This is a genomic window from Pontibacter harenae, assembly GCF_020907245.1.
GTDB lineage: Bacteria > Bacteroidota > Bacteroidia > Cytophagales > Hymenobacteraceae > Pontibacter > Pontibacter harenae.
The window spans coordinates 17,475-31,275 of the sequence record NZ_JAJJWH010000048.1; the positions used below are offsets into that span (position 1 = coordinate 17,475).

The 13,801-nt window shown below is 46.1% G+C and carries 11 protein-coding genes; 7 read left to right on the forward strand and 4 right to left on the reverse strand.

The features are described from left to right. Window positions 1–87 precede the first annotated feature (87 nt). From LN893_RS17615 to LN893_RS17645, 7 genes are all read left to right on the forward strand, one after another. Window positions 88–801, forward strand: a complete 714-nt coding sequence (locus LN893_RS17615) for a pyridoxine 5'-phosphate synthase (RefSeq protein ID WP_229972396.1) — start codon at window positions 88–90, stop codon at window positions 799–801. Further along, a complete protein-coding gene (gene mnmH / locus LN893_RS17620; RefSeq protein ID WP_229972398.1) occupies window positions 801–1,832 on the forward strand; it encodes a tRNA 2-selenouridine(34) synthase MnmH in 1,032 nt (343 codons plus the stop codon). Before LN893_RS17615 ends, mnmH begins: the two co-directional genes overlap by 1 nt. A 2-nt stretch (window positions 1,833–1,834) precedes the next feature. Next, on the forward strand, window positions 1,835–2,887 hold the full coding sequence (selD, locus tag LN893_RS17625) for a selenide, water dikinase SelD (RefSeq protein ID WP_229972400.1): 1,053 nt from the start codon (window positions 1,835–1,837) through the stop codon (window positions 2,885–2,887). A gap of 4 nt (window positions 2,888–2,891) precedes the next feature. Continuing rightward, window positions 2,892–3,155 (forward strand): hypothetical protein, encoded by a 264-nt coding sequence (locus tag LN893_RS17630; RefSeq protein ID WP_229972402.1) that lies wholly within the window; start codon window positions 2,892–2,894, stop codon window positions 3,153–3,155. Window positions 3,156–3,296: 141 nt separating this feature from the next. Beyond that, window positions 3,297–3,530, forward strand: coding sequence for a hypothetical protein (locus tag LN893_RS17635; RefSeq protein WP_229972404.1), 234 nt, complete (start codon window positions 3,297–3,299; stop codon window positions 3,528–3,530). Window positions 3,531–3,539: 9 nt separating this feature from the next. After that, the gene (locus LN893_RS17640) at window positions 3,540–4,310 is read left to right on the forward strand and encodes an alpha/beta fold hydrolase (RefSeq protein ID WP_229972406.1); all 771 of its coding nucleotides are present in this window, start codon (window positions 3,540–3,542) and stop codon (window positions 4,308–4,310) included. Between the two features lie 148 nt (window positions 4,311–4,458). Continuing rightward, on the forward strand, window positions 4,459–5,175 hold the full coding sequence (locus LN893_RS17645; RefSeq protein ID WP_229972408.1) for an SAM-dependent methyltransferase: 717 nt from the start codon (window positions 4,459–4,461) through the stop codon (window positions 5,173–5,175). A gap of 150 nt (window positions 5,176–5,325) precedes the next feature. On the opposite strand, the gene LN893_RS17650 is transcribed toward LN893_RS17645, so the two are convergent. From LN893_RS17650 to LN893_RS17665, 4 genes are all read right to left on the reverse strand, one after another. Beyond that, window positions 5,326–6,762 carry a SusD/RagB family nutrient-binding outer membrane lipoprotein gene (locus LN893_RS17650; protein ID WP_229972410.1) on the reverse strand — a complete coding sequence of 479 codons (1,437 nt, stop codon included), beginning with the start codon at window positions 6,760–6,762 and terminating at the stop codon, window positions 5,326–5,328. A 9-nt stretch (window positions 6,763–6,771) separates the two neighbouring features. Then, on the reverse strand, window positions 6,772–9,996 hold the full coding sequence (locus tag LN893_RS17655; protein ID WP_229972412.1) for a SusC/RagA family TonB-linked outer membrane protein: 3,225 nt from the start codon (window positions 9,994–9,996) through the stop codon (window positions 6,772–6,774). Window positions 9,997–10,918: 922 nt separating this feature from the next. Then, complete coding sequence (gene feoB / locus LN893_RS17660) at window positions 10,919–13,072, reverse strand: ferrous iron transport protein B (protein WP_229972413.1); 2,154 nt, start codon at window positions 13,070–13,072, stop codon at window positions 10,919–10,921. A gap of 9 nt (window positions 13,073–13,081) precedes the next feature. Further along, complete coding sequence (locus tag LN893_RS17665) at window positions 13,082–13,327, reverse strand: FeoA family protein (RefSeq protein WP_229972415.1); 246 nt, start codon at window positions 13,325–13,327, stop codon at window positions 13,082–13,084. Window positions 13,328–13,801 lie beyond the last annotated feature (474 nt).

Here is a 13,801-nt window from a genome sequence, read left to right on the forward strand (position 1 = left end):
ATTTAGTCATCCGTAGCGCAAAGCAAGTATAAACTTCTATGCGCTGTTTTCAAGTACAAAACAGCTTTTAAAGCCGAAAAACCTATCATGACTAAACTGAGTGTAAATATAAACAAAATAGCCACGCTTCGGAACGCCCGCGGCGGTGACAGGCCAAATGTTGTGCAGACGGCCAAGGATTGCGAGCGTTTCGGTGCCGAGGGCATTACAGTGCACCCGCGCCCCGACGAACGCCACATCCGTTACCGCGACGTGTACGACCTGAAGGAAATCGTGACGACAGAATTCAACATAGAAGGCAACCCAACGCCCGATTTTCTGAAACTGGTAAAAGAAACCAAGCCCGCGCAAGCCACACTGGTACCCGATGCGCCCGATGCCATCACCTCCAACGCTGGCTGGGACACGATCAGGCACAAGGACTTTCTAACGGATGTGATTCAGGAGTTGCAGGAGCAAGGCATACGTGTTTCTATTTTTGTTGATCCTGATGAAAAGATGGTGGAAGGTGCCGCTGCCGTTAATACAGATCGCATCGAGCTCTACACTGAGGCGTACGCCACAGGTTACCACCAGAACCGCGAAGCAGCCATTGCACCTTATGTAGCAGCCGCGCTGAAGGCGCAGGAATTAGGCCTAGGCTTAAACGCTGGCCACGACCTGGACCTGGACAACCTGAAGTACCTAAAAGATAACCTGCCAGGCTTGGCCGAGGTAAGTATAGGACACGCCCTGATCTGCGATGCTTTGTACCTGGGCCTGGAGAACACCATACAACTTTACCTGCGTCAGCTTAAATAATGGCAGTTAACAATATTAGTATTGAGGAGTTTTTAGAGAAGGCGGCGCAGCTGCCTGTGCTGGATGTGCGTGCTCCCAAAGAATACCAGGTGGGCCATATTCCGCAGGCGCATAGTTTTCCTATTTTTGATGATGACCAACGTGCCGTGATAGGCACCGCTTACAAGCAGCAAGGTCACGACCCAGCGGTGCTTATTGGCCTGGATGTATTTGGCCCCAAGATGGCTGATTTTGTACGGGAGGCGGAGAAGCTGGCTCAAAACAAGGAGCTGCTGGTGCACTGCTGGCGCGGCGGCATGCGCAGCGGGGCCATGGCCTGGCTTCTCGGATTCTCAGGTTTTAAAGTACATCTGCTTCAGGGCGGCTACAAAGCTTACCGCCACCTCATGCACGAGCAGTTTCAGCAGCAAAGGCCCATGCTTATACTGGGCGGACTAACGGGAAGCGGCAAAACAGACCTGCTCCCCCACCTGCAGCAGCTAGGCCAGCAAGTAGTAGATTTAGAAAAGCTAGCCAGCCATAAAGGCTCCTCTTTCGGAAGTATAGACATGCCTGCGCAACCCAGCACCGAACACTTTGAGAACCTGCTGGGCACAGAACTGATACAATTGAACACGCAGCAACCGCTGTGGCTGGAGGATGAGGATATCACCATTGGCAAAGTAGTGCTGCCCAAGCCCCTCCACGACCAAATGCAGCAAGCCCCCACCATCGTGCTGGAAGTGCCGAAGCAGCTACGTGTACAGAAATTAGCCGAGGAATACTGCCGCACCGACAAAACCTTACTCGAAGCCGCCATCCTTCGAATCAAGAAACGCTTGGGTGGCTTGGCCACGAAAGAAGCCCTGGAAGCCATTGCAGCAGACGATATGGAGAAGATGGTGGAAATAGCCCTCACCTACTACGACAAGTGCTATACTTACGAACTGGCTAAAAAGCAGCGCATGTTAATACTTCCCCTCGAAAGTATTAACCCAGAAGAAAATGCTCAGCGGGTACTTCAGTTTGCCCAGCAGCAAAACTTACTTTAACCATGAAAGACGAAACTATAAAAGACATAAAACTAACGCAGTACAGCCACGGCGCTGGCTGCGGCTGCAAAATATCGCCTAAAGTACTCGATTCTATACTTCATTCTGATATAAAATATCCTGCGGAAAAGAACCTGCTGGTAGGCAACAGCTCCCTCGATGATGCCGCTGTGTACGATATCGGCAATGGCCGCGCCGTCATCAGCACCACCGATTTTTTTATGCCGATTGTGGATGATGCCTACGATTTCGGGCGCATTGCCTCTGCCAACGCTATTTCGGATGTGTATGCCATGGGCGGTACTCCTACGATGGCAATTGCGATATTAGGCTGGCCCATCGACAAATTGGCTCCCGAAGTAGCGCAGCGCGTGATGGAGGGCAGTCGCAGCATCTGCCACGAAGCAGGCATTCCGCTGGCAGGCGGCCACAGCATCGACAGCCCTGAGCCGATCTTTGGCCTGGCTGTAACAGGCCTGCTCGACATCCCTAACCTGAAGCAAAACGACACCGCCACCGCTGGCTGCGAACTATACCTGACCAAGCCGCTCGGTGTAGGTATCTTATCAACTGCTCAGAAGAAAGGCCTATTGCAAACGGAGCATGAGCAGATAGCGCCGCAGCAAATGATGCAACTAAACAAAATAGGTACTGAACTGGGACAACTACCACAGGTAAAAGCCATGACGGACGTAACAGGTTTTGGTTTGCTCGGGCACCTTTCCGAAATGTGCGAAGGAAGCAATCTGTCTGCAGAAATAAACTTCGACAAAGTGCCCGTTATAGCAGAGGCATTATACTACATGGCCCAAAAAGCCATTCCTGGCGGCACCCACCGCAACTTCGACAGCTATGGCCATAAAATAGCTAACCTCACGCCAGACCAAAAGCACCTGCTCTGCGACCCGCAAACCAGCGGCGGGCTGCTGATAGCCGTAGACCCAGCTGGTCGTGAAGAAGTGCTGGAGGTCTTTGCAAAGTATAAGCTGCAGTTGGAGCCGTTTGGGGTGCTGCGGGAGCAACAGGCTGGCGAGAAGCTAATACGGGTAGTTTAAAAATTTGAGAATTGAAGATGTGAAGATGAGATTTAAATTGCTACTGCTGTTGTTCTTTTCCCTTTGTGTTAAACAGGGAATGGCTTCTGATCCAGACAGTTTAGCACAAGCTAATCTCCTAAAACAGCTAAAGCTTACACCTCTTAGTTCTTCTGCTGCTGAAAAAGAACTTCTCATATTTTTAGGTAGGTCTATCACCAATCAAGGTAAAGTTCTTCACCTGCAAAAAGCTGGCGATAAATGGTCAGGCAAGCTCTATACTTACTGAGTTAAACTTAATGATACAGAAAAGGTAAAAAGGTTTAAGAAAAGCAGACTTGCTCCTTCCTCTGATTGGGAGGAGGTTTGGCATCAGCTACTTGCTCAGCATATTCAAACGTTACCTTCTCAGTCTGAAATAAAAGATAAGTTGAAGAAGGAAACGGTATCGACACCAAACGGATATATCATATCCCATAGATTTATCGTTACAGATGGTTCAGGTTATGATGTAATGATGAAGCAGGATAATCAAACACATTCCTTTTCGTTCCATTCTCCTTGGACCTATCAGGAACGTTTTCCTGACGTTGAAGAACTAAATAACTATAGCAACATTGTAAATCTACTTGAACAGGAGTTCAACATTGATTTTAGAAAATAAAATTACAACATGAAACTACACTACAAAGAAATGGGCCACGGGCAGCCGCTGCTGATTTTGCACGGTTTGTTCGGCACGTTAGATAACTGGCAAACACTAGCGAAACGCCTGGCAGAAAAATATAATATTTTTTTGGTGGACCTGCGTAACCACGGCCGTTCGCCACACAGCGACGAGCATAATTACGATGTAATGGCCGATGATATACTGGAGCTGATCGAGGACCTGAAGATTCCGACTCCTGCCATTATGGGCCACTCTATGGGCGGGAAAGTAGCCATGAAGTTTGCGCTGAAATACCCTACCCGCCTCACCAAATTAATTGTGGTGGACATCGCGCCCAAAGCCTATCCGCCGCACCACGACGAGATTATTGAAGCTTTAAAATCGGTAGATTTAAGCAGCGCCACCAGCCGTAGCGAAATAGATGAGCAACTGGCAAAGCATATACCGCAACCAGACGTGCGCCTTTTCCTGATGAAGAACCTCTACCGTAAAGAGGATAATATGTTTGGCTGGCGCATGAACCTGGATGCACTCGACAAGAACTATGACCAGGTGGCTGCAGGTATCACAGCTGATGTCCCATTCAAGAAAAGCACCCTATTTATCAAGGGAGGTAGGTCTAGGTACATCAAGCCAGAAGATATTTATGGTTCTATAGAACATTTATTTACACTTGTAGCAGTAGAAACCATACCCGATGCAGGCCACTGGGTACACGCCGAAGCCCCTGACCAGATGTATGATCTGGTAACTAATTTTCTTGATGTTGATTAACTTATCAGGATTTACAGGATTAAAAGATTAGCAGGATGACACTCTTATAAGTTCTTCTGCTTTACCTTTCTAAACAAGCTAAACCCACTTAACGAATCCTGTAAATCCTGATTCCGACAACCAGCAATTAAAACTGTACCTTTGCCCTATGAAGCAAATTGGCACTTTATACTTAATTCCGACCGTACTAGCCGAAGGCACGGCCGACCAGGTGATTTCTCCGCAGGTAAAAGACACTATTCGCAACCTGACTTATTTTATAGTAGAGAACCTGCGCACAGCTCGCCGCTATGTGAAAAGCATTTGCCCTGAGTTGGTAATCGAGCAGCTTACGTTTGTGCAGATAGATAAGGATTCCACGCCCGCACAGGTACAGGCATCGCTGAAGCCACTGCTGGAACAGGGCAAAGATGCAGGCATCATATCTGAAGCAGGCTGCCCAGGTGTAGCCGACCCTGGTGCGGAAGTAGTTAAATTTGCGCATCAGAGAAGTGTAAAAGTAGTGCCTTTTGCAGGACCATCGGCTATACTTTTAAGCTTGATGGGCAGCGGCTTTAATGGTCAGAACTTTGCTTTTTACGGTTATATCCCAATAGAACGAGCACAAAGACTGCAGGCGCTGCGAAACCTGGAAAAGGAAATGCAGCAGCGCGACCAGACACAGATCTTTATGGAGACGCCTTACCGCAACAACAAGCTGTTGGAGGACCTGGTGCAAACCCTAAGCGGCAGTACCCGCCTCTGCATTGCCGCCAATATTACTTCCCCTGAGCACGAGCTTATTCAAACAAAAACTATTGCGGACTGGAAGAAAGGCTTACCAAATATACACAAGCAACCTGCTGTGTTTTTAATCTATAGCTAATACTTACAAACTTATCCTTCTAGATATAACTTTATAGTTACAGCCACACACAAGTATCTGAAATAGAAAAGGCCCTCGGTAACCGAGGGCCTTTTCAGTAAAAAAGACTATTGTCTAGTTTTCTATTTTATTTCTCAAACATATAATTTCTTATCTGACATCCCAGAACAGACGTGTAGTTCGCTCATCACCGCCTATGGCTGCAGCCGCTGCAGCACGGTTAGCACCGTTTAGCGTTTGCTCATTTATCGGATAAATCAGTCTTGTTGGTACGCTTAGAGTACCAGCGCCTTCAACATTTGGAGGCAACAGTTCTGGTGCATCCAGCCTTCTCCACTCCACCCAGGCTGTAAACCCACGGTTATACAAGGCAAGCCACTTCTGCAGTCCAATCTTTTCTCGCCAGTCATCAGCAGCTGTATTGTAGTTTACCTCAGGTTGAGATAAGTATGCTGTCGCTTCTGCTTCTGTGCCGCCCCAATATAAAATAGAGGCTCTAACCCCATTGTTGTAATGCTGTTCGGCGGTACCAGCCACGTCAAAACCTCTTTCTACAGCCTCTGCCAATAAAAATTCAACTTCGGCATAATCTAACAGCAAAGCCTCAAAAGTAGGGTCTGTTATAGTTGGGTTTACTGTTGAGAAGTTCGCATACGTGTTCGGGAAACCGTATTCCCCGCCGATGTACTCCCCATTTACCTGCGTAAAGTAAAACTGTCTTCTAGGATCATCCAGCTCATTCATAACATCAACCAATGTATTCGCAGCCACATAATCCTGCCTTGATGTAAACAAGGGGTTCAGGTTTGCAGAAATAGGATTGTTGTTTGGTGGAGCGCTTAAATAAGGAAAAGCTGCATTATCCTCGTTGCTTGTAAACACATTTGGTGCAGCCTCCTCTACTAACGTCTCTGCCTGCTCTGGATCAACATCAGCAATAACCATTGCTAATCTCAACTTAAGCGAGTTTCCAAACTTATACCAGTCAGTCATTTGTCCCTCGTATAGCAGGTCGCCATCGCTAAAACCCTCTTCACTTGTGTTTATCATTTGTATCGCCACGTCCAAACTATCCAAAATACTGTTATAAACAGTTTGGGCATCGTCATACGCTGGCAGTGCAATATCAGGGTCAAGCGCCTGTGAGTAAGGAACATCTCCAAAAGTGTTTACCAGCACAGACCAGGCATACACCTGCATTATCTCTATCTGGGCCATCTGGTTGCTTTTTACTGCATCAGGCGTTACATCGTCTGCCTGCACCAGAGCTTCCGCTTCGTTCAGGTCTGCCAACACATCGCGGTATAGCGTTTGCCAAATATTCTGCGGAATAAGGCGCGATGTCATGTTGTACCTTGGCTCGTCTAAGTACTGGGTTGAGGTCCAGTACTGCACATAAAACCTGTAGTTGTTTATGTTCACGTTAGGCGTTGTCAGTACGTCTGTCAGGTTCTTAACTGCCCCTGTAAATAAAGTGGCAGACGGAACTTGGGTTGCTCTGGTGCGGTCTATGTTGTAATCTTCCAGGTCATCAACGCATGACACCATGAGCACCAGCGGCAATAGGTATATTAAAAGTCTTTTCATTTTATAGTCTTAAAAGTTGAATCTAACATTAAATCCATAGTTCCTTACAGCAGGATAAGCACCACTTTGGTAGCCTCTGCCAGCGTTACCTGCACTTAAGCCTTCTTCTGGGTCAGAGTATTCCATGTTCTTATGGATAATCCACAGGTTGCGTCCGATCAGCTGCAAATCCACGCTCTTGATAAAACCAAGACTCTCCAGCACTGACTGTGGAAGAGAATAGGTAAGCACTAGTTCTCTCAGTTTCACGAAGCTGCCATCGTACACATACCAGGCACGTGGTGCGCCCTCGTAATTATTGGCTGCATAACCATAAGGCGTTAAGCCGTCACCGTTTTGGTTTTCTGCATAGATATCGTTCGGAGTACCATCTTCTTTAACGCCTGGCAGTAGCACACCACCACCTTCAGAAACTGGAAGCCTCGATGGAACACCTCTGGCGTTCAGGCCAGCTGTATGCGGATACAAACCTGTTGCCTCGCCATACCATTGGTCCAGCGAGAATACATCGCCGCCTTTGCGCACATCAATTAAGAAGGCAAGCGATACACCTTTATAGGTTAGTGTGTTGTTAAAGCCACCCATCCAGTCTGGGTTAGGATTACCGATAATGGCATCTGCTCTGTTGCCAACCATATAATAGCCATCTGAGTTTACAATGCGCTGCCCATTGGTGTATACAAAATCGTAGCCTCTTATCACTCCGTAAGGCTCGCCTACAGCAGCGTTAGTTGAGACACCACCTTGGAAAGAGGCTAACGGTATATTTCTCACCTCGTTTTCGCCCACACCATACAAACTTACCACTTCGTTTCTGTTACGGGCAAAGTTTAAATTGATGTTCCAGGTAAAGTCATTCGTTTGTATTGGTGTCACGAAAGCAGAAATCTCTATACCTTTATTTTCTACTTCGCCAGCGTTTACAAACCTTCTGGTGTAGCCTGTAGCAGCCGAAGTACTTACAGGCAGAATCTGGTTAATAGTATTCGATTTGTACCAGGTAAAGTCAAACCCAAAGAGGCTGCTGAAAAAGTCTGCTTCTACACCTACTTCAATGCTCTTCTGTCTTTCTGGCAAAAGGTTCGGATTATTTCTTGTGCTCGGAAGCGAGAAAATCGGAATTGAGCCAAATCCTGTTTGAGTGTCATACACATTATAAAGGCTTAGTGCTGGCGCATCGTTACCTACTTCTGCATAGTTGGCTCTAACTTTTCCGTGCGACAGCCATGGCAGATCGAGTGCATTAGAGAAGACAAAGTTAGCAGCCACAGAAGGGTAATAGTAGGAGTTGTTACCATGAGGCAACGTGGTAGATTGGTCGCGGCGGCCAGTAAGTTCCAGGAATGCTAGATCTTTATAGCCAAAGTTTGCATTAATAAATATACCGTCTACCCCAATGCGGTCAGAGTACTCTGCTGGCGGCTGCACAGCATTTCGTGTATTGGAAAGCGAATACAGCCCAGGTACCACAAGGCCTCCGTTAGTACTAGCCCTGATGGAACTCAAACGGCTTCTGCGCAGGTTACTTCCTATCAAACCGTTGAAGCTGATGTTTTCTGAGATATCCTTGTTGAAGTTCAGCAAAAGGTCGAAGTTCGTTTCGTTGAAGTCTCTGTTGAACCTGGTGTACCGACTCACATCTGCACTACCTATAGCTACACGTTCTTGCTGAAAATCGTAAGTGGTGTTGAAAGCAACCCTACCCATTACGCTAAACCAATCGGTAAACTTATAGTTAACACTACTCATACCGTATATGTTATCCCGACTGTCGTTTGAGTAGTTCTGGAATCTGGTCCAGTAAGGGTTATCAGAGTAGATAGGGCCAGTACCTTGCAGGTTTGCCCAGTTCCAGGTAATGTTCTGCTCATTTCTCCAATAAGCCTCTTCCTGTTCCCTTATGTCTACGTTAGTCTGCCACCACTGCCTGAACGCCTGGTTAGGGTTTAGGCCGCTGTAGCCTGTACCGTACCTACCTACACCCACTATACGGGTATAGTTTACCGAACCTCTTATGGATAGTTTTGGAGTAGGATCATAAGTAGCTGAAAAGCTAAGCAGGTCTTTATCGAGTGTACTATTAGGCAGGTTACCTTTTATATCGTTACGGGTGTAGCCCAGGTTAAAGGTTGTTTTGTCTCCTCCACCGCTTATGACCACACTCTGGTTTGAGTTGACACCTGTTTCATAAAAAGTACTTGGGTCGTTTTCAGCAGCTACCCATGGTCGCATCTGCCCGTAGTTTGGAGAGAAAGGATCAAGCGCATCCCAATGATAAACCAACTGGTTTGGGTTAAACGCAGGACCATACGAAGCATCGTGCTGGAACATGACTACCTGGCCTGGCCCACTGCCTAAATCAGCTTGATAGAAATCAGAGAAATATCCCGCACCGTAATCCTTCTGGTATCTTATAAAAGTGCTTTTATCAATGTTACTCCAGGTAACTCCGCTGTTAACAGTCACATTCAAAGAATTCTTCTGACCTCTTTTGGTAGTAATCATGATAACACCGTTAGCAGCACGAGAACCGTACAAGGCTGTTGCGGCGGCACCTTTCAACACGTTCACCGATTCTATGTTATCAGGGTTCAAGTCTCCTGCGGCATTACCAAAGTCTATACCTGTTCCGCCTGCCTGCTGCGTAGCTGTGTTGGTATTAGCGTTACTTACTGGCACACCGTCTATTACAAACAGAGGCTGGTTGTTTCCTGTAATTGAGGAATAACCTCTGATAATGACGTTTGTAGAACCACCCAAAGTATTGTTGCTCCTGATGTCCAGGCCAGCCACCTTACCCGAAAGGGTATTTACAACGTCGGTACTTCTTGTTCGAGTCACCTGGTCTCCGCTAACTTCCTGAGCAGAGTAAGCCAGTTCGTTTCTGTTTCGCTCTATACCCAATGCCGTTACCACCACTTCCTGCAGCTGCTCAGTATTAGTCGACAAGGTTACGTTGATTGTATTTTCGGCACCTATCGTGCGTCTAACATCATTATAGCCTATGTAGCGGAATAACAAAGTACCTCCTTCAGCAGGAACGTTTATGGAATAGCCGCCATCGACGCCTGTTGCAGTACCCGTAGTAGTGCCTTCTAAAATTACCGATACTCCAGGCAGGCCAGTACCTGTAGCCTGGTCAGTAACAGTACCTGTTATAGTTCTACTTTGGGCCATCGCCTCCTGTAGCAGAACAAGTACCATTAAAAAACTCATCAATAAAATTTTTCTCATTTCGTGTTTGTTTAGGGTCAGTGTATAATTATCAGATAGCGGCCTTCAGCCAGCTAGTGTACACAGAAAGTTAATCGCAGCTTGTCCTTCGTATACTTTAAAAACCTTTTCAACCCATCCATAATTGAAAGGTGCCGTGGAGTAAAAAGATGGTAAATGTTATCATTGCGCAGCAGCAGCATGGCTAAAGTTGACGGCTTATAAGCTTACACAAGTTACAGGCTCTACTGCCTGGGCACACTGTGTTTTGCTGTACTCCTACCGCAAATGATAAAGCATGTGGGCTTTGCTAACAGCCATTTCTCAACTTATGTGTATGGCCACACAGTTAAGAAAATAAGGTTTAGAACAAGAATGCACCGCTATAGTGCTGCTGCAAATACAAGGGTGAAAGGTTGCAGCTGTAGATAATACGAGGAGGTAGTATTTAAACAGTAATGGGAATTAGTAAATTAAGAAGTGATGTAAATTTTGCTCATACAGTTATCGAATTTTTAGAGTGACAGATAAAACAATTGTGTAATCATCAAAATAAAACTGTTAACCCAATTTTATAACCAAAAAGAGATAGGTTAAAACTTGAACACTACTGCTATAGCGCTATACTTCACGAAACATAATGGTATTGGATATTCAGCCGGTATCTACAGCAGCATCCGTTATCAGCAACCATTATACGTTACATAAGCTTACTATTGTTGCCTTAGTTGGCTTTTTTTAAGCAAATACTGCATATTATCTCTTCTCCAGAAGTTGGGTTATATAAGAATGAGAGGAAAATGAGGCTACAACTGTGGCTATTTATTGTACACTTCTAATCAAAAAAAATACTGTAGCCAAGGTCACTTATTTCTAAGTTTATTTGGCTACAGTACCTATTTCTTGCACTATAATAGCAAGAGACTCCTTTAAAAACTATTGTTTAACTAAAGATGTGATACGTGATAAAGGCCATTACATAAGCCAGGCCACTCATGTAAAGCAACTGTGCAGTAGGCCAGGTCCAGCTTTTGGTTTCGCGGCGTACAATGGCTAATGTACTCACACATTGCATGGCAAAGAGGTAAAAGATCATTAGAGAGAATCCTCGGGCAGGCGTGAAGAAAGGATCACCGTTGGCATCTTTCTCCGACATCAGCTTTTCTCTGATCGTGGTAACATTTTCTTCTTCACCTATACTATAGATGGTTGAAATAGTACCCACAAAAACCTCGCGGGCAGCAAATGAAGTAAGCAGGGCTATTCCTATTTTCCAGTCATAACCCAACGGCCTGATGGCTGGCTCTATAAAATGCCCCACCTGGCCAGCATAAGACACTTCTAACTGAGCGGAGGCAATACGGTTTTCTACCTGCTCTTCTGTCCAATTATTTTCCTGTGCCTGTTGTTGCACACGCTCTTCAGCTCTTTCAAAGCTGTTGCCTGGGCCGTAAGAGGCTAGCACCCAAAGTATAATAGATACCGCTACAATTACTTTACCAGCCTCCAATATAAACGTTTTCGACTTCTCAAAGATGGTAAGAGCTACATTTTTCCAGCGCGGCATTTTATACACAGGAAACTCCATGATAAAGTAACTGCGCTCTCGTGCCTTCAATATTGTTTTAAGTAAAAGCGCTGAGAAAATGGCTGCCAGAAAACCGATCAGGTAAAGCGCCATCAGCACCAGGCCCTGTAGATTTATGAATCCGAAATAATACTTTTCGGGCACCACCAGCGCAATTAACACGGCATACACTGGTATACGGGCCGAGCAGCTCATCAGCGGTGTCACAAAAATGGTAATCATGCGGTCTTTCCAATTCTCGATGGTACGTGCTGACATAACCGCAGGCACCGCACAGGCCACACCCGAAATAAGCGGCACCACGCTTTTACCGTTCAACCCGAACTTGCGCATGATCTTGTCCATCATAAAAGTAACACGCGCCATATAACCCGTCTCCTCCAGAATGGCGATAAAGGCAAATAGTATGGCAATCTGCGGCACAAACACCAGCACACCACCCAAACCAGCAATCACGCCTTCGGTCAGCAGGTTCACCAGCGGGCCGCTGAAGTTCGTCTGGATCAACTCATTTAAGCCTGCTATTCCCTGGTCAATTAAATCCATGGGGTAGCTAGCCCAGGCGAAAATGGCCTGGAATATGAGAAACAGGATTGTAAAGAAAATCAGGTAACCAAAGATCTTGTGCGTCAGCACCTGGTCCAGGCGGTTGCTGAACTTCTCGTCTTTGTCCACCTTCTCCACGCGCACCACATCCAGCAGCATCTCGTTGATGCGGGTATAGCGGTCTATAGTTTCAGAAGCCTGTAACTTTACCGACTCAAAAGCATGTTGTTCCAGCAGATTAGCCATCCAGGCTATATCCTCACCAGATAAAAACTTTAGGTTTTTATACTGATGGGCGTAATGCAGCGCCAGGTAGTCGTTCTCTAGTTGGAAACGCTCTTTAATGGTTTGCACAAGAGGTACTAGTTCGGCAGGAACTTTATAAAAGGTACCTGCAGTAGCTTTTAGCTGCTGCGATATCACAATTTTTAGGGCTGCCATACCAATACCTTTTCGGGCATTCATCGGGATAACAGGTATACCCAGTTCTTGCTGCAGCGCCTTAACATCTATTTTGGTTCCTTCTGCCTCGGCTACGTCTACCATGTTCAGGGCCAGTACTGCAGGTATATGCAAATCTGCCAGCTGGGTAAACAACAACAAGTTCCGCTTCAGGTTAGAAGCATCGGCTGTGACTATAACGAGGTCGGGGAAATATTTAGAGGCTGGATCGTAGAGCAAGTCAATAATGACACGCTCGTCCAGCGACTTAGGGTAAAGGCTATAAGTACCAGGCAAGTCTATGATTTGCGCCTTTAAAGCAGAGCTAATCTGGCTTATACCTGTTTTCTTGTCTACTGTAACGCCTGGGAAATTACCTACTTTCTGGTTCAGGCCAGTAAGCTGGTTAAAAAGCGACGTTTTGCCAGAATTCGGATTCCCTACCAAGGCAATCTTCGCCAAGGATTCTTGTCTTGCTGGTTTTTCTGTTTGTATAGGAGCGGGTTGGGTAGTTACAGTCATGAATAAGGCTTACTTCAACAGTATGGTTTCAGCTTCGTCTAATCGTAACGAAAGAGTGTAATCGTTCACGATGATGGTAATGGGATCGCCAAGCGGTGCACGGCTGTTCAGTTTAACAGACGTACCAGGAATGCAACCCATTTCCAGTAGCTTTAGTCCCATTTCAGGGTCCTGGAGGCAACAAATAACGCCACTCTCTCCGATCTTTAAATCTCGGACACTCTTCTGTGTCTTCTGCTCTGTCGCTTTTTGCACCTGTTCCCTTTATTTAGACTGTTTATAAACAACTGCAATTTACAAGGTGTTCAACTTTAAAGCAAAAGTTTTACACATTAGAAGCTTGGGGGATGGTTTGGAGATGTGAAGATTTGGAGATAAAATGATTTTAGCGGGAATAATGCCGCAAGTTTAGCGGCAGCGTAACTTGTAGCTGTAAATGAGGCAAGTTTGTAACTTGCGTTTATTTTCTTCCTGCCACGCAAGTCACAGACTTACTGCCATGTTCAACCACCAGTTACCGCTTCGCTCAAACTGGCGGTATGGTTAGTCTGGCGATGAAAGGATCAAGATAAGCACCTTCACATTCTTTCGCTGCTTCGGATTTACCAATCTGAAATTTTAACCACTAGCGATTTCCTAATCCACGTGTTACTGCACATGGTTGAATGGGGTCTGGAGATCGCCGCTAGTGCGAGCTTGCAGCCTTATCTTGTTTCATAACTTTCGTAG

What these genes read in the sequence shown, in the direction of transcription:
- LN893_RS17615 (WP_229972396.1), top strand. Translation starts at nt 88, where the DNA reads ATGACTAAACTGAGTGTAAATATAAACAAAATAGCCACGCTTCGGAAC.
- mnmH (WP_229972398.1), top strand. Translation starts at nt 801, where the DNA reads ATGGCAGTTAACAATATTAGTATTGAGGAGTTTTTAGAGAAGGCGGCG.
- selD (WP_229972400.1), top strand. Translation starts at nt 1,835, where the DNA reads ATGAAAGACGAAACTATAAAAGACATAAAACTAACGCAGTACAGCCAC.
- LN893_RS17640 (WP_229972406.1), top strand. Translation starts at nt 3,540, where the DNA reads ATGAAACTACACTACAAAGAAATGGGCCACGGGCAGCCGCTGCTGATT.
- LN893_RS17645 (WP_229972408.1), top strand. Translation starts at nt 4,459, where the DNA reads ATGAAGCAAATTGGCACTTTATACTTAATTCCGACCGTACTAGCCGAA.
- LN893_RS17650 (WP_229972410.1), bottom strand. Translation starts at nt 6,762, where the DNA reads ATGAAAAGACTTTTAATATACCTATTGCCGCTGGTGCTCATGGTGTCA.
- LN893_RS17655 (WP_229972412.1), bottom strand. Translation starts at nt 9,996, where the DNA reads ATGAGAAAAATTTTATTGATGAGTTTTTTAATGGTACTTGTTCTGCTA.
- feoB (WP_229972413.1), bottom strand. Translation starts at nt 13,072, where the DNA reads ATGACTGTAACTACCCAACCCGCTCCTATACAAACAGAAAAACCAGCA.